We start from the raw sequence: 22,830 nt of genomic DNA, 5'->3' as shown, positions 1-22,830 counted from the left end.
TTTTTAGCCAGCTCGGGTGCTGGCTTTTTTTTATCTGTCATTCGGATCACTTATCGTCTGTACTGATATTATGTTTCTTTATTAAGCCGCGCAATTGATGATAGGTCAGTCCTAGCTTTTCTGCCGCTTTTCTCTGATTAAACCTATTTGCCTTTAATGATAATTCTATTAATTGTCGTTCGCTGTCGTGTTGCCATTGTTTCAGATTAACCGGCAGGGAAGGCAGAGGCGGTAAAGATGAATCGTTATTGTCATCAACATTGACGATAGAATGCGGCGCAGAAACGAATGGATTAATAATGATATTATCAAGTTGATCGAAATTTTCACCGTGACGATAAACAGAGCGTTCCACCACATTTTTCAGCTCCCGGATATTACCGGGCCAGTTGTAATTTTGTAATCGTTGTTTTGCCTGTTCAGTGAAGCCGGGAAATAATGGCAAATCCAACTCGCGGCACATCTGAATAGCAAAATGTTGTGCCAGTAACATAATGTCCTGCTGCCTTTGGCGCAATGGTGGGATTTGAACCACATCAAACGCTAATCTATCGAGTAAATCAGCGCGGAATTTACCCTTAGCTGCCATGGCGGGCAGATTATCATTAGTCGCGCATATCAATCGAACATCGACCTGCAATGGTTGGCTGCCGCCAACCCGTTCAAGATGCCCATATTCAATGACGCGTAACAACTTTTCCTGAACCTGCATGGGGGCGGTTGCCAGCTCATCAAGAAATAACGTTCCGCCATCAGCACGCTCAAATCTTCCTTGATGTCTTTTTTGTGCGCCAGTAAATGCGCCAGCCTCATGACCAAATAACTCTGAATCCAATAAATTTTCATTCAAAGCAGCGCAGTTTAGGGAGATAAATGGTCCTTGCCAGCGGGGGGATAAATAATGCAAACGGCGGGCAATCAGCTCCTTGCCTGTTCCGCGTTCACCAATAACCAGCGCTGGTTTATTTAATTTTGCCAGCGCGGATACCTGCTCCAGAATTTCAATAAAGCTGTTTGCTTCACCTAATAGGTTTTCTGTAACTTCATTCATGACTATTTTCGCTAACAGTTGGTTATTATGACCACTCTATTTCGTTATGATAAAAAATCAAATAAAAAAATTTATTTATATTTCATGTGGATAAAACGAATAAAAAAGTTGGCACGACTCTTGATAGTATGTCATTAGCAGTACAACAAATCTAAAAATCTTAATCAAAGAGGATAATTTACTATGGGTATTTTCTCTCGTTTTGCCGATATCGTGAACGCCAACATCTCTTCATTACTGGATAAAGCGGAAGATCCGCACAAAATGATTCGCCTGATGATTCAGGAAATGGAAGATACTTTGGTTGAAATCCGCTCAACTTCTGCGCGCACGCTGGCAGAGAAAAAACAGTTATCTCGTCGCATTATGTCAGGCGAACAGCAAATACATGACTGGCAGGAAAAAGCTGAATTAGCGCTGAATAAAGACAGAGAAGATTTGGCGCGGTCAGCACTGATTGAAAAACAGAAAGTTGCTGCTTTAGTGGATACATTGAAGCATGAATTAACCATACTGGAAGAAACCCTTGAGCGCATGAAAGGGGAAGTCACTGAGCTTGAAAACAAACTCGGTGAAACTCGGGCAAGACAGCAGGCATTGACTTTGCGTCATCAGGCTGCCGCTTCTTCGCGACAGGTTCGTCGCCAGTTAGACAGCGGTAAAATTGATGAGGCAATGGCTCGCTTCGAGCAATTTGAACGCCGTATTGATCATATGGAGGCTGAAGTGGAAACTGTGGGCATGGGAAAACAAAAATCCCTGGATCAACAGTTTGCTGAATTAAAAGCAGACGATGAAATTAGTGCGCAGTTAGCAGCAATGAAAGCTAAAATAAATGCTAATAAAGAACAACATTAAATACTGGTGTACTCAACTCACCATTAAGGAAAAGTGATGAGCTCTATATTTATTAGCATTCCACTGATTATCTTTGTACTTTTTGTTTTACCCATCTGGCTGTGGTTGCATTATAACAGCCGGAATTCAAGCCAAAGTCAGTTGGATCAGAATGAAGTTCAACGCCTGGCAGAGCGTGTACAGCATATGCAGGCACGAATCAAAACGTTGGAAGATATTCTGGATGCGGAGCATCCTGACTGGAGGCAATCATAATGTCGAATTATAACCGCCGGAAACTGTACCGAATACCTGAAAAAGGCAAGATTAAAGGTGTTTGCGCTGGGTTGGCTTACTATTTTGATGTACCCGTAGGTTTAATTCGTGCAATGACTATATTGTCACTATTCTTTGGCCTGTTTGGTTTAGTCGTTATTGCTTATATTGTACTGGTTTTCGTCTTGGATCCGGCACCGGCCAGTTATACCGAAGAAGCCAGTTTTTCGGTACAGAAATTACTGAATGAAGCAGATTATCAATTGAAAGCGGGTGAGCTTCGTCTGCGTCAAATGGAACGTTATGTCACCTCAGAAACATTCAGTGTTCGCAGTCGTTTCAGACAACTTTGAGAGTAAGAATGGCATATTGCTTAGCTGATATAATAAAATTGTCGTAAGACCTACCATAGGACAGACATGAAACGGCTACAACATGAATTAACGGCGCTTGTTAACCGCGGGATGGATCGTCATTTACGGTTAGCTGTTACAGGATTAAGCCGTAGTGGTAAAACAGCGTTTATCACATCTTTGGTTAATCAGTTACTTCATCTCCATAGCGGTGCCCGGTTGCCGCTATTTTCCGCTGTGCGTGATGGTCGCCTGCTGGGGGTGAAACGGGTTCCTCAACGGGATTTGGGTGTTCCTCGTTTTGCTTATGATGAAGGATTGACTGCGCTTTATGGTACACCTCCCGCCTGGCCGACACCGACTCGCGGTGTCAGTGAGATCCGTTTGGCGCTTCGTTACCGTTCTCAGGATTCCCTGCTGCGCCATTTTAAAGAGACTGCCACGTTATATCTGGAAATTGTCGATTATCCCGGCGAATGGCTATTGGATTTGCCGATGTTGGCACAAAATTATTTAGTATGGTCACGCCAGATGAATGGTTTATTGCAGGGACAGAGAGCCGAATGGGCAAAACCCTGGCTGGAACTGTGTAAACAGTGCGATCCACTGGCACCGGTGGATGAGAATCTATTGGCTGCTATTGCTCAGGCATATACGGAATACCTGATTAAATGCAAAGAACAAGGATTACATTTTATTCAGCCGGGGAGATTTGTTCTGCCGGGTGAAATGATGGGGGCTCCGGCTTTACAATTTTTTCCGTGGCCGGATATCGGTCATATCACTGAGTCACAGTTTGCTCAGGCAGATCAACACACTAATATCGGTATGCTGCGTAAGCGTTTTGAATATTACTGTCAGTCGGTCGTGAAAGGGTTCTATAAAGAACATTTTCTGCGTTTTGATCGGCAAATTGTGTTGGTAGATTGTTTACAGCCATTAAACTGCGGGCCACATGTGTTTAATGATATGCGTCTGGCGCTGACACAATTAATGCAGAGTTTTCATTATGGTAAACGAACACTCTTTCGCCGCCTGTTTTCCCCATGCATTGATAAGTTAATGTTTGCTGCTAGTAAGGCTGATCATGTCACCGCAGATCAGCATGCCAATCTGGTTGCTTTACTACAACAGTTGGTGCAGGAGGCCAGACAAAATGCGGCTTTTGAAGGTATCAGCATGGATTGTGTTGGTTTGGCATCGGTACGGGCGACAGAAAGTGGAATGATTGAACATCATGGCGAAAACGTGCCGGCGCTGAAAGGACATCGCCTGACAGATGGTCAATTACTGACATTTTTCCCCGGTGAAGTGCCGCGGAGTTTACCGGGGGATGATTTCTGGCAAAAGCAGGGCTTCTGTTTCGAAGAATTCAGCCCCCGGCAGGTGAATATTGATGCACCATTGCCGCATATCCGGTTGGATACCGTGCTGGAGTTTTTACTGGGAGATAAAGTGAAATGACAGATTCCCTGAAGCCAAGAATTGACTTTGAAGAACCCTTATTGGAGTCGCAAGAACCGGTTTTAAAACCTGCTCAGATCTTTGATGGAAAAGACACGACGAATTTCTGTCCTGCTTCACCAGAGCTTGAGGCTGAAGAGTGCGAAGGCCAGGTAGAAGGAATAGTGAATGCGGCATTGAAACCCAGGCGCAGTTATTGGCGTAAAATGGTCTATGGCGCTCTGATTTTACTGGGAATGAGTGTTGTTGCTCAGTCTGTGCAGTGGATTTATCGATCATGGCAGCAACAGGATTGGATCGCGTTAGGTGTGGCAGCGGCGGGGGGAATGATAGTCTTTGCCGGTATTGGTTCTGTGGTCAGTGAATGGCGTCGTCTTTACCGGCTAAGAATGCGTGCTGAAGAACGTGATACAGCAAGAGAGTTATTGCAAAATCATGGTGTGGGTAAAGGCCGGGTATTTTGCGAGAAGCTGGCAAGTCAGGCAGGTATTGAGTCGCATCATCCGGCGTTACAGCGTTGGCAGGCTGCTTTACATGATGCACATAACGATCGTGAAGTAGTGGCGTTGTACGGTAAATTGGTTCAGCCTGTTTTGGATTCTCAGGCAAGAGCTGAGATCAGCCGCTATGCGGCGGAATCAGCATTAATGATAGCGGTCAGCCCGTTGGCAATTGTCGATATGGCATTTATTGCCTGGCGCAATATCCGGCTGATTAACCGTATTGCGGCACTGTATGGCATTGAACTGGGATATTTCAGTCGTATTCGGCTTTTCCGTCTTGTTCTGCTTAATATTGTTTTTTCGGGTGTTTCCGAGGTGGTGCGGGAAGTTGGGATGGATTGGCTATCTCAGGATATCGCGGCGCGTCTTTCTGCCAGAGCTGCTCAAGGGATCGGTGTGGGGTTACTGACAGCCCGGCTTGGCATTAAAGCCATGGAGTTATGCAGGCCATTGCCTTGGATAGAAGGTGATAAACCTAAATTAGGAGATTTCCGTCGTCAGTTAATCACCCAACTTAAGAATATCCTGCCAAATAAATCTAAGAACATAGTTGATTAAATGATATATACTTTAATTCTATACTAACGCACAAAATATCCAGATAACGGCGGCATTTTACGTTATTTTATTAAACCGTTTTATAGTTAATCTTAGAATCTGTTTATTTTAGTGAAAGTTTCAAATGCTGTGTTATTTACTCCACTAAAAAACTGGATTCTTGTCAATTTTTACTGACAGAATGCTTCATATGAATAATCGTAGAGAGTAGTATTTAGAAAAATTATATGCATTAGTGTAAATAAGGTCAAAACAGATGCGCTTAGAAGTTATTTGCCATGATCGAATCGGGTTGACCCGGGAATTGCTTGATCTACTGGTATTACAGAATATTGATTTGAAAGGGGTGGAAATATCCCAAACTGGCCGGATTTATCTTAATTTTTCACCCGTTGATTTCAACATATTCCGTAGATTAATGGCAGAAATTCGCCGTATTAATGGTGTTATTGATGTTCGTACGGTCTCTTTTCTACCTTCGGAAAGAGAACACAAAGCGATGTGCGCACTGTTGGAATCTTTGCCTGAGCCTGTTTTTTCAGTTGATCTAAAAGGAAATATTGAGCTTGCTAACTCTGCGGTGTTCAAGCTGTTTGGCGTTAGTGAGGAAGAAATCTATCAAAAACCTATCGGGCAGTTTATTAGCGGTTATAACTTCACGCGCTGGTTTGAAAATAAAAATAGCCAGCATCGTGCGGAAAGGATAACGCTCAAAGGTTTGGACTACCTGATGGATATTATGCCAATCCAACTGACTGACGAAAAGCAGCAAATACAGTGTGTCGGCACGGTGATTATGCTCAAATCCGCTGCCCGGATAGGTCATCAACTGAAAAAACTGACTGTCAATGAGGGTGGCGAGTTTAGGAAAATTATCTCTGTTAGCCCAAAAATGGCTCATGTTATTGAGCAGGCCCGCAAAATGGCGATGTTGGATGCGCCACTGCTTCTGATTGGTGAAACCGGAACCGGTAAAGATATTTTGGCGAAAGCTTGTCATTTGCACAGTTTGCGCGGGAAACAACCCTTTCTGGGTTTAAACTGTGCATCTATGCCGGATGATGTCGTAGAAAGCGAACTGTTTGGCTATGCAGCCGGGGCTTATCCTAATGCCATTGAAGGGAAAAAAGGTTTCTTCGAGCAGGCCAATGGTGGCACTGTTTTGCTGGATGAAATTGGCGAAATGTCGCCACAGATGCAGATTAAGCTGCTGCGTTTTCTTAATGATGGGACTTTCCGCAGAGTAGGGGAAGAAAACGAAGTTAAAGTGAATGTCAGAGTCATCTGTGCTACACAGAAAAACTTGGTTGAATTAGTGCAGCGGGGGGAATTCCGCGAAGATCTCTATTATCGCCTTAATGTACTGACGATTATGCTTCCGCCACTGCGTGATCGTAAAGCGGATATTATGCCGCTGGTGGAATATTTTATTGAGCGCTTTGCTGAAGAACAAGGGGTACCGAAACCTAAATTGTCTCCTGAACTTTCTCACTTTTTGGCTAGTTACAGTTGGCCCGGTAACGTAAGGCAGTTACAAAATGCCATCTATCGGGCATTGACTCAGCTTGAAAATATGGAGCTGGCTCCGCGGGATATACAACTGCCGGAATTTGAAACAGAGATCTCTTTTAGTGAAGATGTGTTCAATGGTTCCCTGGATGAAATCAGTAAACGTTTTGAACGCTCGGTGTTAACGCGTCTTTACCGGCACTACCCAAGCACTCGTAAACTGGCTAAACGCCTTGGGGTATCACATACTGCGATTGCCAATAAATTGAGAGAATATGGCCTGAGTAGCAGGAAGCATTCTACCGGGCATGAATTGGATAATGATGAGTGAAATAATGCCCACATTAAGTGGGCATTATAAAATCAATGGATTTATTTCAGTGCCGCCAGTGCGCTGTCATAATCTGGCTCATTAGTGATTTCATCAACTAATTGGCTGTAGATCACGTTATCGTTTTCATCAAGCACAACGACTGCCCGGGCAGTGAGACCACTCAAAGGACTGTTGCTGATAGCAACGCCATAATCTTCAGTGAAAGTACCGCCACGCAGAGTAGAAAGAGTGACCACATTAGATAACCCTTCTGCGCCGCAGAAACGTGACTGCGCAAAAGGCAGATCGGCGGAAATGCACAGTACAACGGTGTTTTCCAGGTCATTCGCGACCTGATTAAATTTACGGACTGATGTTGCGCAAACACCGGTATCAATGCTTGGGAAAATATTTAGCACCTTACGTTTTCCGGCATAGTGGCTGAGAGAGACATCGGAGAGATCTTTGGCTGTCAGAGTAAAATCTTTCGCTTTTTCCCCTGATTTTGGGAAATGGCCGCTTACGGAAATATCATTGCCTTGAAATTTTACTGTTTGTGTCATAGTTTTCTTCCTCTGATAAATGAACCACAGCCTCCCAGTGTAGAAGAATAGTCGGCTCTTGCCCATCAAAATAGCGTCTGTGAAGTAAAATTGTCTGATTGTGTCACTTTGACAATGGCTTATAATTCGGTTCTGGAATAATTATTTTACATACAGAGCAGATTACCTTAATGCGCTATTTCAGCTTGACTTCATGTGCACTACTTATCAGTGGCTCCTTTCTCATGGCTTCTGCCTTCGCTGCGGAAGTGCCTCCTGGTACTCATCTTAATGACAAACAAGAACTGGTGCGTCATCTAAAAGACGAACCGGCATCCTTAGACCCGATTAATGCGGTGGGCTTGACTGAAGCTCAGGTTCAGCGTGATCTGTTTGAAGGGCTGGTAAATCAGGATGCGTATGGCAATGCAATTTCCGGCGTCGCGACAGCGTGGAAAACGGCGGACAACAAAACCTGGCTTTTTACCTTGCGTTCTGATGCCCGTTGGTCAAATGGGGAACCGGTTACTGCGACGGATTTTGTGTATAGTTGGCAGCGATTAGTCACCCCGGTTAATACCTCTCCTTTTGCCTGGTTTGCCGCACTGGCGGGTATTGAGAATGCGCAGGAAATTATTGACGGGAAATTGCCTGCTGTAAAACTGGGTGTTAAGGCCATTGATAAGCACATATTACAGGTGACGCTAAACCGGCCTGTGCCTTACTTCCCCAATCTGACCGCGAATTTCAGTCTCTATCCGGTCAATAAGAAAACGGTAGAAAAATATGGGAAAGAGTGGATAAAGGTGGGTCATTTGGTGGGGAACGGTGCTTTCAAATTACATGATCGGGTTGTGAATGAGAAAATCGTTCTGACGCCAAATTCTTATTACTGGGATCATAAAAAAACCATTCTGACCAAAGTCACATTCGTACCCATTAATCAGGAATCACACGCGACTAAACGCTATCTGGCTGGTGATCTGGATATTACCGAATCCTTCCCGAAAAATATGTATAAAAAGTTGCGCCATGAATTACCTGGGCAGGTTTATACGCCGGATCAATTGGGCACCTATTATTATGCTTTTAACACCCAACGTGCACCAACCAATGATGCCAGAGTGCGTAAAGCGCTTTCTATGGCGATTGACCGTAAAATTATTGCGGAAAAAGTCTTGGGGACCGGAGAGAAACCCGCCTGGCATTTCACGCCGGATGTGACCGCCAGCTTCCATCCTGTGACCGGTGATATGGAACAACACACACAAGCAGAGCTGGATCAACAGGCTAAGACGTTGTTACAGGCGGCAGGTTATGGTTTGAACAACCCACTGAAACTTTCTCTGCTCTATAATAGTTCTGAGAACCATCAGAAAATTGCTATTGCTGTCGCCTCTATGTGGAAGAAAACACTGGGAGTGCAGGTGAATCTGGTGAATCAGGAATGGAAAACGTATATTGATAACCGCAACACCGGTAATTTTGATGTTATCCGTGCATCCTGGGTGGGGGATTACAACGAACCATCCACGTTTCTGAGCCTGTTGACTTCAACGCATAGTGGCAATATTGCCAAATTCCATCAGGCTGATTATGACAAGCTGTTGCAATCTGCCAGTTTGCAAACGGATGATGCCCGAAGAAACGATGACTATAACAAAGCGGAACAGATGATTGCTGAACAGGCACCCATTGCACCAATTTATCAATATACAAACGGCAGGTTGATAAAACCTTGGTTAAAAGGATACCCGATCACCAATCCTGAAGATGTGGCCTATAGCCATACTATGTACATTATCAAGCACTAAAGTAAGGAGCTGGATGTGGAAACAATTTATGGTTCATCATTTAAAGATGCCGATGCAGTCTATACTTGTCAGTTTGATGGTCAAGGTGGAATGACACTGATAGAGATGAATGCATTAGCCACACCAGCTCAACCTTTCTGGCAACATCTGGATTACCGTAATCCCAAGAGTTATCGCTGGATAATAGAGACGGATTTATTACCAGAATCGGTTAAAGCGGGGTTGGCTGGGGAAAGCTTGAGGCCGAAAATAATCCGTACCGGCGATGGTACGATGATCACGCTGCGAACAATTAATAGTAATGAAAGTGAACGCCCCGATCAGCTGGTGGTGTTCCGCATTTATATTAATTCTAAAATGGTTATTTCCAGCCGCCATCGTAAAGTTCATTCCCTTGAACAGGTTTTGAATGATTTGCAAAATGGCATTGGCGCGCAAACTACCGGGCACTGGCTGGTCGACATGGTTGATGCAATCACTGATGAAGTCGGTAATTTTATTGAAGATCTTCATGACAATCTTATTGAGCTTGAAAATATGATCCTGGAGCAACGGATACCGGGGCGGGGTGGATTGGCCTTGCTGCGTAAGCAATTGATTGTTTTGCGTCGTTATATGGCGCCTCAGAGAGATGTATTTGCCCGTCTTGCCAGTGAAAGATTACCTTGGATGAGTGATGAAGATCGTCGCCGGATGCAGGAGATTGCCGAGCGTCTGGGAAGGGAATTGGATGATTTGGATGGTTGCATTGCCCGTACCGCCATTATTTCAGATGAAATTACATCAATGATGGCGGATGCGATGAATCGTCGTACTTATGTCATGTCATTATTTGCGATGGTTTTTTTGCCAACAACATTCCTGACCGGATTATTTGGCGTCAACCTGGGGGGTATTCCTGGCAATGAATATTATTTGGGCTTTAGTATTTTTTGCTTATTATTACTGGGATTGATTATATTTGTTGCGTGGTGGTTAAAGCGCAGTAGATGGTTATGAAAATTAAACGATTGCTCAGAGAAATAAAACACAACTGCTGGGAAATATGGCTAAAACTGACCTTTAACTTGAGATATATCAATACTCACTTGGCGTCATTGGGGCATTATGACTTCCGCAGGTGAAAACAACGTTAAGCGATGAACGTTGTTCTCCGTAATTATAGTTTTTCTCACATGAGTCTTTATACAGAATAATTGCCCATTCTTGTGCCGATATTACTCTTTAATATCGGCTTTTTTCATTGTCGTTATAAGCAGAATAGGGAAAGAGTAAATAAAGATGGCAATGGAAAATAAAATGAAATTACCGCTCTGAAATATATCAGGAGCGGTATTATTAAATAACTATTTTACTTCGACAATATCCAGCCGTTCCGATTGATAATCGGGTTGATCTTCTATATCAACGGCAGGTTGTACCGGTAATTCTTCACGGTCAAAAGCGAGATCACCGCCATCAATAACTTCACTTCCATGAGTGATATTTTTAAAATCGAACAGATTAAAATCACTGAGATGGGATGGAACGACATTTTGTACCGCACGGAACATCGTTTCAATTCTTCCCGGATAGCGTTTATCCCATTCCCGTAACATATCTTTGATAACCTGACGTTGTAGGTTTGGTTGCGAGCCACAGAGATTACAAGGAATGATAGGAAAATCTTTGGCGGTTGCATAGCGCTCAATATCTTTCTCACGGCAATAGGCGAGGGGACGGATCACAATATGCTTACCATTATCACTCATCAACTTCGGTGGCATCCCTTTTAGTTTGCCGCCGTAAAACATATTGAGAAACAGGGTTTGCAAAATATCATCGCGGTGATGGCCTAATGCAATCTTAGTTGCGCCCAACTCGGTCGCTGTGCGATATAAAATGCCCCGCCGCAGACGGGAACAGAGAGAACACGTTGTTTTACCTTCGGGTATTTTTTCTTTCACAATGCCGTAAGTATTTTCTTCGACAATTTTATATTCGACACCGAGTTCATCCAGATAAGCGGGAAGAATATGCTCAGGAAAACTTGGCTGTTTCTGATCGAGATTAACTGCAACAAGTGAGAAATTAACCGGAGCACTTTTTTGCAGATTTTGCAGGATGGACAACAAGGTATAGCTATCTTTACCACCGGAAAGGCAGACCATAATACGGTCGCCTTCCTCAATCATATTGAAATCAGCGATGGCCTGACCGACATCACGACGTAAACGTTTCTGTAATTTGTTCTGGTTATATTGTGCTTTCTGATCCACCACGGACGCTCTGTAAATAATGTTTAAATGGAATTTAGGGGGGAGAGTATACCATTTTTATCACCCGGCACCTTAAAGAGTTTGTGACAGATTCCGCTCGTTTTTACCCGTTAATACTGATGAATTGACAGTTCTTTCTGTTATAGAAGCAAAGGAACGCGCCTTCTGATTGACTATAGGTATTCTATGTTTACATTTATATAAGATATCTAACTGTTTTTTACAATTTTATCATTGAAATATAAAGAAAGCAGTTCAGAATGAAAGATTAAGCAGAAATATAGGATAAATAGTATGGCAAATATGATTTATGTAACGATAAAAGGTGAAACGCAAGGGCTTATTTCTCAAGGATGCTCAACTCTGGATTCTATTGGCAACCGGTATCAGAATGGGCATGAAAATCAAATTATGGTACTGCAATTTAATCATGGCCTGACTGTTGCGCAGAATGTAAATTATCAGCCGGTAAACTTCATTAAACCATTAGATAAATCTTCACCATTACTCATGATAGCGGCGGCTAACCATGAAAAACTGGAATTGACATTTGATGTTTATCGGACCTCGCAAATAGGCTCACAAGAACTTTTCTATTCCATCTTGCTCACTGGGGCAAAAATTTGCGGTTTAAATGTTAATTATCCGCATGTTGTTAATGATAACAAAGGTCAACCGGAGGAAGTTGTTTCAGTTCAGTATGTTAATATTACTTGTCGGCATTATATGGCAGGAACATCAGGATATTGCATCTGGGATGAGATGGTTTATTGATAGCTATAATTTATACGCTTAGTTTTTATTTAATAACTAAGCGTGTGTTTTGAATAAACATATTAATATAAAGGAGTTGTGATTATTATAATCCTAATTCTAAAATACAATTCATACGTTTAGACTTTAGTTAGTAGTTAAGCATACTTTTCGAATAAACCAATGACTATTGATATAAAGAAGAATACAAAACTTATATTAATGGTAATGAAATAAATTTTTATCCAATGAGTTAAACGGGAAGGTAAACTTTGAATAAAGTCGTAAGATTCTTGGTACATGTATTTGCTATCAGGTTTATTTATTCTCATTCTTTTTCCAGTTAATAACATGTAGAAAAATGTAGCAACTTGAAACTGACCATAAACACCTAGAAATCGGACAATATTTACGCCTGTCGATAAACAAAGCTCTTTTCCTATATATAAATCAATAATTTCATCCATTTTTTTCTGATTTATTTTGTAAATGGCTATAGATATAACGAGAAAAAGAATGGAGGAAATATAACAAATAAGTAAGATGATAAAAGTGGTTCTATTCATATTATTATCCTATTGAGCATTTGACAGGTTTGTTTTTTCTTAGTTTTTACTTTAGAAATAAACGTATTTCATAAATAACTCCATAGTTATTGGTGTGGAGAAAGATAATAAAGAGGGGTAATATAGGTGTCTGTTATTATGATAGATTTATACATTGATAATCCTCAGTGAATTTTCTATTTTAAAATAAAAATACTCTTGGTTAATAGTTTTTCAGGTGTATTTGAAATATAAGGCAAATAATATTGCAAAGGCGAAGGATAACAGGCTGATAGAGATAGTTAAAATATAAATTTTCAACCAATTTGTCATATTTTTAGGTAATTTTTGAATAAAATCATAGGACTCCTTATACATATATTTACTATCTTTTTCATTTATTCTCATTCTTTTGCCGATTAATAATTGGTAAAAAAACACTGCGACATAAAACTGACCATGGACACCCAGGAATTGGCCCAATTTTACACCTGCTGATAAATAAAGCCCTTCTTCTATATACGATTCAATAATTTTATCTATCTTCTTCTGATTTATCTTGTAAATGGCTACTGATACAACAAAAAAAGCAAGAAATAAAATGTAAAGGATAAGCATGATAGCATAAATTAGTCTGTTCATATTAATATCTTATTGAATATTCAATATATTTTATTCGAGTTTAGCTGTTAGTTTAAAAGATAAGAATATTTGTGACATAATCCCGTTACTATTGATATAAAGAAGCATGTTCCACTTATATTAATGGTAATGAAGTATACTTTTATCCAATGAGTTAAACTGAAAGGTAAACTTTGAATAAAGTCGTAAGATTCTTGGTACATGTATTTACTATCAGGTTTATTTATTCTCATTCTTCTTCCAGTTAATAACATGTAGAAAAATGTAGCAACTTGGAACTGACCATAAACACCTAGAAATCGGCCAATATTCACGCCTGTTGATAAACAAAGCCCTTTTCCTATATATAATTCAATAATTTCATCCATTTTTTTCTGATTTATTTTGTAAATGACTATAGATATAACGAGAAAAAGAATGGTGGAAATATAAGAAATAAGTAAGATGATAAAAGTAATTCTATTCATATTAACCTTTTGCTAAGTATTCAATATAGTTAAGCATATTCTTTAAATAAAAATATTATCATTATTATAAAGAAAAATAAACCACTGGTATTAATGGTGATAAAATAAATTTTTATCCAATGAGTTAAACGGGAAGGTAAACGTTGAATAAAGTCGTAAGATTCTTGGTACATGTATTTGCTATCTTTTTCATTTATTCTCATTTTCTTTCCGGTTAATAATTGATAAAAAAACACTGCGACATAAAATTGACCATGGATACCCAAAAACCGGCCCAATTTTACACTTGTTGATAAATAAAGTCCTTCGTTAATATATGATTCAATAATTTTATCCATTTTTTTCTGGTTTATTTTGTAAATGATTACAGATACAGCAAGTGAAGTGAGAAATAAAATGTAAAGGATAAGCATGATAGTATAAATTATTCTATTCATATTAATATCCTACTGAATATTCGGCATGTTTTATTCGAGTTTAGTTGTTAGTTTAAAAGATAAGAGTATTTGTGACATAAACTCGTTATTATTGATATAAAGAAGCATGCTCCACTTATATTCATGGTAATGAAATATATTTTTATCCAGTGAGTTAAACTAGACGGTAAACTTTGAATAAAATCATAAGATTCTTGTGGCATATATTTACTATCAGGTCTATTTATTCTTATTCTTTTTCCTGTTAATAGCTTATAGAAAAATACGGCAGGATAAAACTGACCATGAATACCCATAAGATGACCCATATATGCTCCTGATGACAAACAAAATCCTTTTTCCATATATAATTCAATAATTTCATCCATCTTTTTTTGATTTATTTTGTAAATAATTATTGATATAGCAAGAAAAAGAAAAAAAGAAGTGCAAAAAATAAGTAAAATGATAAAGGTAATTCTATTCATGTTAATATCCCATTGAGTATTCAACAATAAGTTCGAGGAACCATTCCCCACTTTTACTACCGACATAACCACCTGCAAGCCCGCCCCCCGCCATGCAAAGTCCAAGAGCTAATCCTTCAGTTGCTACTCCAAGAGCGAAACATGCCGCACCTGCTGCTATACCGCCATAATATCCTCCTGCCATCCCACCCCCCGTTCTACCAGCAAATTTACTATATTCCTTAATTGCCACTTTTTCACATTGTCCTGATTGTCCGTAATTACAGGCATCAATAACTTGTCCGGTGGTATCAATAAAATCCAGACCGATCGCGATACGACCACCGTATTTCATCCATTTAACCATTTTTGTACTTTGGATAATTGTTTGACTATATCCCTTTATTGCACCAATCCCTGCTTTATCCCATTGATGAGCAATGGATTTAGTTGATAACTTTAGTGCATGTTTTAAGTTAGGATGTTCTTCGATTTTTAAAGAAAGTCGCCCAACTTTATTCAATAGTCTCTTTAGGTTACCCATGATCTTTTGTCTTTCTAGATAAAAATCAGGGCTGGCATACTTCTGATTTAGCCCATTTAACCTATATTCTTTCTGATAAAGAGACTGTAACCTTGACAGGTTTTTTTTAATTTCAGAAAAATAGCTGTCACCCAGTGATGAAGCGGTGCCGATCAGTGTCCCCCCCTGATCCAGTAAATAATGAAACAGACCAAAATGACGATGCAAAAATGCGGCATATTCATCAGGCAAGGGAGCAACGGATTGATTTATTTCATATTGGGATTGCTTTAAGAGCTGCATTATATGCGGCGGATTATAAGAATCGGGATCGGCAACAAGCAGGATCTGCCCCGGTTTTAGGAACCGGCTGTCTGAGTTCAGCGCCATAAAATAATGGGCTGCTTTGCTATTTGAATGGCTGAACAGCAGGCTTGCCTGAAAACTTAATCCTCCGGGTTGTTGTACTACACAGAAACCGGGTTGAATGTTCCTTTCCATACTCTATTTTGCTCCCAAAGTGCGTTGAATAAGGTTACTTAATTTCAGACAGAGTAGTTTTACTTTAGTTCCATAGCCATTACACAATCAGATAATATTTTTAACTTATAAATATACAAGTGTTTAATCTCACGAAGCTATGTTTTACTCGATGAGGGTAAAGGTTACCTGTCGTACTTTACATTTATATAAGATATCTAACTGTTTTTTACAATTTCATCATTGAAATCTAAGAAAGGTAATTCAGAGTTTTTGGCGAATATAAAATCTTCATTTTATCTGGAGTTTTCTATAAAAGAATATGATAGTGGTGATTTTCTCTTGGTTATTAACTGATAAAGAAAATAAGGAACAATAATACTGCCAAAGATCCCTGATAAGGAAGACATATAGATGATTTTGGGTAGCGTATTTTAAAATATTCATATTATTCACTTGTAGTCTTTCAGAAGTATTTTAAATATAAAACAAATATCATTCCAATGGCGAAGGATAATAGGCTGGTAGAGATAGTTAAGATATAGATTTTCAACCAATTGGTCATGTTTTTTGGTAATTTTTGAATGAAATCATAAGGTTATTTGGGCATATGTTTACTATCAGGTCTATTTATTCTTATTCTTTTTCCTGTTAATAACCTGTAGAAAAATACGGCAGGATAAAGCTGACCTTGAATACCGATAAGATGACCCATATATGCTCCTGATGACAAGCAAAATCCTTTTTCCATATATAATTCAATAATTTTATCCATCTTTTTCTGGTTTATTTTGTAAATGATTACAGATACAGCAAATGAAGTAAGAAATAAAATGTAAAGGATAAGCATGATAGTATAAATTATTTTATTCATATTAATATCCTATTGAATACCCAACAGATTTCAGTTTAAAATTAATCGTATGTTTTAAATAAGTACATTGTCATTAATATAAAGAAGAAGACTCCACTTATATTAATAGTGATGAAGTATATTTTTATCCAGTGGGTTAAATTGGAGGGTAGTTTTTGAATGAAATCATAAGGTTCTTGGGGCATATATTTACTATCAGGTCTATTTATCCTTATTCTTTTTCCTGTTAATAGCCTATAGAAAAATACGGCAGGATAAAACTGACCATGAATACCCATAAGATGACCCATATATGCGCCTGATGACAAACAAAATCCTTTTTCTATATATAATTCAATAATTTTATCCATCTTTTTTTGATTTATTTTGTAAATAGCTATTGATGTAATTAAAAAGAAGAAGAAAAGAATAACGGAAATAATTGTCATTAAGTCTGATATGCTCATAATAAATTCTCTATAAATAAATTTGCAGAAAATCCCATAGCCTTCTCAACCCCATAGCTACCTATAGTCCCACCAGCTAAACCACCACCTGCTATGCAAAGTCCAAGAGCTAATCCTTCAGTTGCCACTCCAAGAGCGAAACATGCCGCACCTGCTGCTATACCGCCATAATATCCTCCTGCCATCCCACCTCCCGTTCTGCCAGCAAATTTACTATATTCTTTAATTATCACTTTCTCACATTGTCCTGATTGTCCATAATTACAGGCATCAATAACTTGTCCGGTGGTATCAATAAAATCCAGACCAATCGCAATACGACCACCGTATTTCATCCATTTAACCATTTTTGCACTTTGGATAATTGTTTGACTATATCCCTTTATTGCACCAATTCCTGCTTTATCCCATTGATGAGCAATGGATTTAGTTGATAACTTTAGTGCATGTTTTAAGTTAGGATGTTCTTCGATTTTTAAAGAAAGTCGCCCAACTTTATTCAATAGTCTCTTTAGGTTACCCATGATCTTCTGTCTTTCTAGATAAAAATCGGGGCTGGCATACTTCTGATTTAGCCCATTTAACCTATATTCTTTCTGATAAAGAGACTGTAACCTTGACAGGTTTTTATTAATTTCAGAAAAATAGCTTTCACTCAGTGATGAAGCGGTGCTGATAAGCGTCCCACCCTGATCCAGCAAATAATGAAACAGACCAAAATGACGATGCAAAAATGTGGCATATTCATCAGGCAAGGGAGCAACGGATTGATTTATTTCATACTGAGATTGCTTTAAGAGCTGCATTATATGCGGCGGATTATAAGAATCGGGATCGGCAACAAGCAGGATCTGCCCTGGTTTTAGGAATCGGTTGTCTGAGTTCAGCGCCATAAAATAATGAGCTGCTTCGCTATTTGAATGGCTGAACAGCAGGTTTGCCTGAAAGCTTAATCCTCCGGGTTGTTGTACTACACAGAAACCGGGTTGAATGTTCCTCTCCATACTATTTTGCCTCTCAAAGCATTTTGAAATAAGATTACTCGAATTCAGACAGTATAAGTTTATTTTAGTTCCACGATTATTGCTTAATCAGATAATAGGATTATTTTTAATTTATAAATATATCGGTTCTTAATCTCTCGACGCTATATTTCATCAGGTGATGGTAAAGGTTATCGCGCTGAATGATTTTGGTCTGAATCGCAAAACTGGAAGCTATCATTAGCACTTTTCCATATTTCTTGTAAAATCTTTCCAACGATCTTCTTGTCATCAGGACACTTCCACGGGCACGCTGTAAATAATGTTTAAATTGGATTTAGGGAACGAAATATATCATTTTTGTTACGTTACTCTTGCCAGAATTTGTGATAGATTCAGCTCGTTTTTGTCTATTAGTATTGTTCAATTTATGTTTTTCTGTTATAGAGAGTAAAGTTATGAATGGATTTGTATATTTAGCAATGGCAATTGTTGCTGAGGTTGTGGCAACCGCTTCATTAAAAGCTTCCGATGGGTTTAGTAAATTATTCCCTTCTATACTGGTCATTGTTGGATATGGCATTGCTTTCTGGGCATTATCTCAGGTAGTTAAAGTTGTGCCATTGGGCGTTGCCTACGCGATATGGTCTGGTCTTGGTATTGTGCTGGTTTCTGTTGCGGCGATATTTTTATATCAGCAGAAGTTGGATTGGGCGGCGATGTTAGGTATGGCGCTTATCATTGCGGGCGTTATGGTAATAAATTTGCTTTCTGACAGCGGTGCGCATTAATTAATGATGCTGCATGGTTTTCCCTGAATTGTTTTTCGGAGAAGAGATATGTTAAATATCGACGATAAGAAAGGATTCAACAAAGCCTTATTAGGAGGAGTACTCTTTAATTTTGCTTTATTGGCTGGCTGTAGTAGCCAAACAGGGAAAACATTTGTCCAATATCAGGCGATGCAATATTCTCCGCCAGAAATTGGCCTTGGAATTGATGCCAGAGCAACGTGTATTTATGCAGGTGGTACACCTGCATTAGCCGTACAATTAAATGGTACACAAACACCGGTTTGTCAGTTGGTGAATGGCAAGCGTTGTAACGAAAGGGCGTTGCTGCAAGGTTCTTGCGCACCAATTTAAGGTTGAAGCAACTGCCTGTTATGAGCAGGAACATGCCGTTGGGATCACTGTGGTAGGCACCTTTAGGCATGATTCTGCGAGTATATTGGATTCACCAGCCAACCGTTTTAGCGTCTGAATGGGCAATTATCTCCGATTAAAAAATTGGCTGATCAATACTAATACAGCAACAATCAAATAAGCGGCAAAAATACCGATTAACCATTGTGGCATCTCTAATGACAGAAATTGCCATTGTCTTACTGAACAGTCACCGGAGGCTTCAAATACCGCAGGGAGCCATTTATCTAATGCCAGCCATGACGGAAAGTTTACAAAAAAATCACAAGTATTAAATGGGGAAGGATATAACTGGATCATCGTATGTTCCCATGCCAATTGCAGGCCACGCCAGGCACTGTAGATCCACAAAATAATCGCCAACCAACGTAACGGCGTTTTTGGTGCGATCGCGCCCAGTAATCCAGCACCTAACACACCAAACAGAGCAACCCGCTCATAAATACACATCACACAGGGCTGTAATTTCATCACGTGCTGAAAATATAAGGCTGAACCTTCCAGTATCAAGGCAGTAAAAGTCATTAACAGCCATGCGTTTCGTCCTTGGGAATAGTGGTTTAAAAATCGCATCATTTCCTTTTTTCCATGCAGATAAGATAAATAATTGAATGCCTATTTTGCCGCCTAAAATGGAACAAAAAAAGTCAATTAAAGTAAATCTGTTTTTTCGGGTAAAAAATAAAGTCGGATTGAGCGTAATTTGCGTTCAATCCGGCGTTAGTAATAACGTTATGAAATAAATTTGTGGCCGACTATGGCAAAGCGATTAAACCCCAATGAACCATGATGTCAGTCACCGGAATTAACAGAAATTCCACACAGAGTAAACCGACCAGCGTCATCACGATGGTATAGGGTAATGCCATCATGACCATGCGGCCATAAGACAGACGGATTAAGGGTGATAATGCCGAGGTCAGCAGGAACAGGAATGCGGCTTGTCCATTAGGTGTCGCGACAGAAGGCAGGTTAGTGCCGGTATTAATGGCAACCGCCAGATATTCATATTGTTTATGTGAGATCAGCCCTTCTTGCAGAGCCGCTTTGGCTTCATTGATATAAACCGTACCAACAAACACGTTATCTGACACGGCTGAGAGCAGGCCATTAAACAGATAGAACAGGGAAAGCTGAGAAGTTTCTGAAGACTGCAAGACGAACTGAATAAATGGCGTAAACAGTTGCTGGTCAACGATCACGGCAACAATGGCAAAGAAAACCGTTAATAATGCCGTGAATGGCAATGCCTCTTCAAACGCTTTGCCCAGCGCATGTTCTTCCGTGATACCGCAAAAAGAGGTGGTCAGAATAATAACTGACAGACCGATCAGGCCAACCTCGGCCAAATGAAACGCCAGAGCGACAATTAACCATAGGCCAATTAGTGTCTGAGCAATAAGCTGCGCTTTTTCCTGGCGGGTTCGTTTTGCGCTGGTTTTTTTATCATAATTTTCCAGCACTTGCCGGACGCGTTCCGGCAATTCTGCACCATAACCGAATAACTTAAAGTGTTCGACCAGAAAACAGACTAGCAGCCCACAGATAAAAACAGGCAAGGTAACCGGCGCCATGCGAATAAAGAAGGTGACGAAATCCCAGCCAACACTTTTGGCGATAATCAGATTTTGGGGTTCTCCCACCATGGTCATCACACCACCGAGCGCAGTCCCTAAACCTGCATGCATCATCAGGCTGCGTAAAAAAGCACGAAACTGGGCGAGCGTTTGTTTCCTTTTCTCTGCATCAATGTGACGATCATTATTCGGCTTCAGTGCATCATGCTGATCAGAGATAAAATTGTTATAGATAGAATAGAAGCCAAGGGAAACACTAATAACCACGGCGATAACCGTCAGGGCATCAAGAAATGCCGAGAGGAATGCACTGGCTAAACAAAATGCCAGGGCAAGCATCCGTTTAGATTTTATGGATAGAAGGAGTTTAGTGAACGCAAATAATAATAGCTGCTTCATGAAGTAAATTCCTGCAACCATAAATATCAGCAGCAGAACAACTTCCAGGTTATTAGCAATTTCATGACCAATTTGTTGAGGTGAGGTCATGCCGATGAGGACCGCTTCAATTGCCAACAGGCCACCGGGTTGTAACGGGTAACATTTAAGTGCCATTGCCAACGTAAAGATAAATTCGACAACCAGCAGCCAGCCGGCAACAAATGGGTTGATGAAGAAGAATACAAGCGGATTGATGATGAGAAAAACGATGATAGCTAACTTATACCAATTCGGCGAGTTGCCGAGAAAGTTTTTTATCGCCGCTTTCCGAATATTGGTTTCCATGGTAATTAAAATTCCTCTAAATTCGTAAAGTCGTGTTCTCTAAACAATAGTACGCTTTAATACAAAATATTTTAAGGGAGATGAAGCACAATTAAACAATTCGTGTGCTTTTTTCGTGACCGTTTTTGCGGTTTCTAGACTAGACAGCTATATTGGAGGGGCGCATTCTGATATAATTTCATCTATTATTAGTTGAAAAATTCACGTTGGAATAACAAAAATATGGTCATTAAGGCTCAAAGTCCCGCAGGTTTTGCGGAAGAATATATTATTGAGAGTATATGGAACGGCCGTTTTGCTCCTGGCTCTATTCTTCCGGCAGAACGTGAATTATCTGAGTTAATTGGTGTAACAAGGACTACCCTGCGTGAGGTATTGCAGCGTTTGGCACGTGATGGTTGGTTAACTATTCAGCATGGTAAGCCAACAAAAGTGAATAACTTTTGGGAAACATCAGGTCTTAATATTTTAGAAACACTGGCTCGTCTTGATCACGATCGCGTTCCTGAATTGATTGATAACCTACTGGCAGTGAGAACGAATATTGCTGCAATATTTATTCGCACGGCTTTTAGGCATAATCCAAGTCAGTCATTGGAAGTGTTGGCAAAAAAAGAGAATGTGGAAGATAACTCAGAGTCTTTCAGCGCTCTGGATTATGATATTTTCCGTGGTTTGGCTTTTGCTTCAGATAATCCAATTTACGGCCTTATTATCAATGGATTAAAAGGGTTATATACCCGTGTAGGACGTTATTACTTCTCTAATCCTGAGGCACGTAAATTGGCATTGAACTTTTATCAGCAACTGGCGACGTTATGCCGTGATAAATCCTACGATAAAGTCATGGAATGTGTACGTAACTATGGCAAAGAGAGCGGTATCATTTGGCACAGTATGCAAAGTACGATGCCAAGTGATTTAGCTGAAGTTGGTCGTTGATACCCCGTCAGTATTTTTACTTAATGCCAAGTCTTAATCCAATTCATTAGTTTCAAATCAGAACTATTTTGAATTGACCCGGGTCAGAATGCGCTGCCCCGGGAATTTTGTTGTTTTTTTCCTCATATCTTAAGGCAATCACAAGGTGTCAATTTTAGAATATTATTCCAAAATTATAGATTTTTTTTGGACTTTTATTTCGATTAATTGATGGTTATTGGTATCTTGTGGTTGTTTAATTGAATCATTATTTTCGCTGAAAAACTAAGAATAATTACTGGATATTCAATAGTTATCTTACGACAT

General features: G+C 39.9%; 26 protein-coding genes. 12 read left to right on the top strand and 14 right to left on the bottom strand.

What is annotated here, in order from left to right:
* Nucleotides 1-46 precede the first annotated feature (46 nt).
* Nucleotides 47-1,051, bottom strand: a complete 1,005-nt coding sequence (gene pspF, locus ACGF63_RS02180) for a phage shock protein operon transcriptional activator (protein WP_036849520.1) — start codon at nt 1,049-1,051, stop codon at nt 47-49.
* Nucleotides 1,052-1,234: 183 nt separating this feature from the next.
* On the opposite strand from pspF, the gene pspA reads away from it, so the two are divergent.
* From pspA to tyrR, 6 genes are all read left to right on the top strand, one after another.
* Entirely contained in the window at nt 1,235-1,909 is a 675-nt protein-coding gene (gene pspA / locus ACGF63_RS02175) for a phage shock protein PspA (RefSeq protein ID WP_152961880.1), read from the top strand.
* A gap of 36 nt (nt 1,910-1,945) precedes the next feature.
* The gene (gene pspB, locus ACGF63_RS02170; protein WP_036849522.1) at nt 1,946-2,164 is read left to right on the top strand and encodes an envelope stress response membrane protein PspB; all 219 of its coding nucleotides are present in this window, start codon (nt 1,946-1,948) and stop codon (nt 2,162-2,164) included.
* Entirely contained in the window at nt 2,164-2,517 is a 354-nt protein-coding gene (gene pspC, locus ACGF63_RS02165; protein WP_036849523.1) for an envelope stress response membrane protein PspC, read from the top strand. Before pspB ends, pspC begins: the two co-directional genes overlap by 1 nt.
* A 66-nt stretch (nt 2,518-2,583) precedes the next feature.
* Nucleotides 2,584-3,981 carry a YcjX family protein gene (locus tag ACGF63_RS02160; protein WP_152961882.1) on the top strand — a complete coding sequence of 466 codons (1,398 nt, stop codon included), beginning with the start codon at nt 2,584-2,586 and terminating at the stop codon, nt 3,979-3,981.
* Complete coding sequence (locus tag ACGF63_RS02155; protein WP_152961884.1) at nt 3,978-5,042, top strand: YcjF family protein; 1,065 nt, start codon at nt 3,978-3,980, stop codon at nt 5,040-5,042. Before ACGF63_RS02160 ends, ACGF63_RS02155 begins: the two co-directional genes overlap by 4 nt.
* Nucleotides 5,043-5,298: 256 nt before the next feature.
* Nucleotides 5,299-6,882 (top strand): transcriptional regulator TyrR, encoded by a 1,584-nt coding sequence (gene tyrR / locus ACGF63_RS02150; protein ID WP_036849527.1) that lies wholly within the window; start codon nt 5,299-5,301, stop codon nt 6,880-6,882.
* A gap of 41 nt (nt 6,883-6,923) precedes the next feature.
* Here tyrR and tpx read toward each other — a convergent pair whose 3' ends face one another.
* Nucleotides 6,924-7,427, bottom strand: coding sequence for a thiol peroxidase (tpx, locus tag ACGF63_RS02145; RefSeq protein WP_152961886.1), 504 nt, complete (start codon nt 7,425-7,427; stop codon nt 6,924-6,926).
* Nucleotides 7,428-7,597: 170 nt separating this feature from the next.
* Between tpx and ACGF63_RS02140 the strand changes: the two genes are divergently transcribed.
* Both ACGF63_RS02140 and zntB read left to right on the top strand, forming a co-directional pair.
* On the top strand, nt 7,598-9,220 hold the full coding sequence (locus ACGF63_RS02140) for an ABC transporter substrate-binding protein (protein WP_152961888.1): 1,623 nt from the start codon (nt 7,598-7,600) through the stop codon (nt 9,218-9,220).
* Between the two features lie 15 nt (nt 9,221-9,235).
* The gene (gene zntB / locus ACGF63_RS02135; protein WP_387628549.1) at nt 9,236-10,219 is read left to right on the top strand and encodes a zinc transporter ZntB; all 984 of its coding nucleotides are present in this window, start codon (nt 9,236-9,238) and stop codon (nt 10,217-10,219) included.
* Between the two features lie 347 nt (nt 10,220-10,566).
* Here zntB and ttcA read toward each other — a convergent pair whose 3' ends face one another.
* Nucleotides 10,567-11,496, bottom strand: a complete 930-nt coding sequence (gene ttcA / locus ACGF63_RS02130; RefSeq protein ID WP_387628594.1) for a tRNA 2-thiocytidine(32) synthetase TtcA — start codon at nt 11,494-11,496, stop codon at nt 10,567-10,569.
* Between the two features lie 276 nt (nt 11,497-11,772).
* Between ttcA and ACGF63_RS02125 the strand changes: the two genes are divergently transcribed.
* Entirely contained in the window at nt 11,773-12,252 is a 480-nt protein-coding gene (locus tag ACGF63_RS02125) for an Hcp family type VI secretion system effector (RefSeq protein ID WP_132351581.1), read from the top strand.
* 137 nt (nt 12,253-12,389) lie between these two features.
* On the opposite strand, the gene ACGF63_RS02120 is transcribed toward ACGF63_RS02125, so the two are convergent.
* The 9 genes from ACGF63_RS02120 to ACGF63_RS02080 form a co-directional block, all read right to left on the bottom strand.
* A complete protein-coding gene (locus ACGF63_RS02120) occupies nt 12,390-12,797 on the bottom strand; it encodes a hypothetical protein (RefSeq protein ID WP_387628547.1) in 408 nt (135 codons plus the stop codon).
* 213 nt (nt 12,798-13,010) lie between these two features.
* On the bottom strand, nt 13,011-13,418 hold the full coding sequence (locus ACGF63_RS02115) for a hypothetical protein (RefSeq protein ID WP_132351577.1): 408 nt from the start codon (nt 13,416-13,418) through the stop codon (nt 13,011-13,013).
* Nucleotides 13,419-13,465: 47 nt separating this feature from the next.
* A complete protein-coding gene (locus ACGF63_RS02110; RefSeq protein ID WP_132351575.1) occupies nt 13,466-13,885 on the bottom strand; it encodes a hypothetical protein in 420 nt (139 codons plus the stop codon).
* Between the two features lie 29 nt (nt 13,886-13,914).
* Nucleotides 13,915-14,322 carry a hypothetical protein gene (locus ACGF63_RS02105; RefSeq protein WP_387628544.1) on the bottom strand — a complete coding sequence of 136 codons (408 nt, stop codon included), beginning with the start codon at nt 14,320-14,322 and terminating at the stop codon, nt 13,915-13,917.
* A 47-nt stretch (nt 14,323-14,369) separates the two neighbouring features.
* Nucleotides 14,370-14,789 (bottom strand): hypothetical protein, encoded by a 420-nt coding sequence (locus ACGF63_RS02100; RefSeq protein ID WP_387628541.1) that lies wholly within the window; start codon nt 14,787-14,789, stop codon nt 14,370-14,372.
* Nucleotide 14,790: 1 nt separating this feature from the next.
* Nucleotides 14,791-15,681: a hypothetical protein gene (locus ACGF63_RS02095; protein ID WP_387628539.1), complete on the bottom strand. Its 891-nt coding sequence runs from the start codon at nt 15,679-15,681 to the stop codon at nt 14,791-14,793.
* 688 nt (nt 15,682-16,369) lie between these two features.
* Nucleotides 16,370-16,645, bottom strand: a complete 276-nt coding sequence (locus tag ACGF63_RS02090) for a hypothetical protein (protein ID WP_387628536.1) — start codon at nt 16,643-16,645, stop codon at nt 16,370-16,372.
* A gap of 41 nt (nt 16,646-16,686) precedes the next feature.
* A complete protein-coding gene (locus tag ACGF63_RS02085) occupies nt 16,687-17,091 on the bottom strand; it encodes a hypothetical protein (protein WP_132351565.1) in 405 nt (134 codons plus the stop codon).
* Entirely contained in the window at nt 17,088-18,095 is a 1,008-nt protein-coding gene (locus ACGF63_RS02080; RefSeq protein ID WP_387628533.1) for a hypothetical protein, read from the bottom strand. Before ACGF63_RS02080 ends, ACGF63_RS02085 begins: the two co-directional genes overlap by 4 nt.
* 437 nt (nt 18,096-18,532) lie before the next feature.
* Between ACGF63_RS02080 and ACGF63_RS02075 the strand changes: the two genes are divergently transcribed.
* Together ACGF63_RS02075 and ACGF63_RS02070 are read left to right on the top strand one after the other, a co-directional pair.
* Complete coding sequence (locus ACGF63_RS02075) at nt 18,533-18,865, top strand: multidrug efflux SMR transporter (protein ID WP_036849537.1); 333 nt, start codon at nt 18,533-18,535, stop codon at nt 18,863-18,865.
* Between the two features lie 48 nt (nt 18,866-18,913).
* A complete protein-coding gene (locus ACGF63_RS02070) occupies nt 18,914-19,219 on the top strand; it encodes a DUF333 domain-containing protein (RefSeq protein WP_152961897.1) in 306 nt (101 codons plus the stop codon).
* 126 nt (nt 19,220-19,345) lie between these two features.
* Here ACGF63_RS02070 and dsbB read toward each other — a convergent pair whose 3' ends face one another.
* Together dsbB and nhaB are read right to left on the bottom strand one after the other, a co-directional pair.
* Nucleotides 19,346-19,855, bottom strand: coding sequence for a disulfide bond formation protein DsbB (dsbB, locus tag ACGF63_RS02065; protein WP_152961898.1), 510 nt, complete (start codon nt 19,853-19,855; stop codon nt 19,346-19,348).
* 179 nt (nt 19,856-20,034) lie between these two features.
* Complete coding sequence (gene nhaB / locus ACGF63_RS02060) at nt 20,035-21,582, bottom strand: sodium/proton antiporter NhaB (protein WP_387628528.1); 1,548 nt, start codon at nt 21,580-21,582, stop codon at nt 20,035-20,037.
* A gap of 222 nt (nt 21,583-21,804) precedes the next feature.
* Between nhaB and fadR the strand changes: the two genes are divergently transcribed.
* Nucleotides 21,805-22,524: a fatty acid metabolism transcriptional regulator FadR gene (gene fadR, locus ACGF63_RS02055; RefSeq protein WP_132351553.1), complete on the top strand. Its 720-nt coding sequence runs from the start codon at nt 21,805-21,807 to the stop codon at nt 22,522-22,524.
* Nucleotides 22,525-22,830 lie beyond the last annotated feature (306 nt).

The sequence above is a fragment of the Photorhabdus sp. RM322S genome (assembly GCF_042879395.1).
GTDB classification, from domain to species: Bacteria; Pseudomonadota; Gammaproteobacteria; order Enterobacterales; family Enterobacteriaceae; genus Photorhabdus; species Photorhabdus khanii.
Note: the sequence above shows the minus strand (reverse complement) of the source record. Positions and strands in the feature narration are given on the sequence as shown.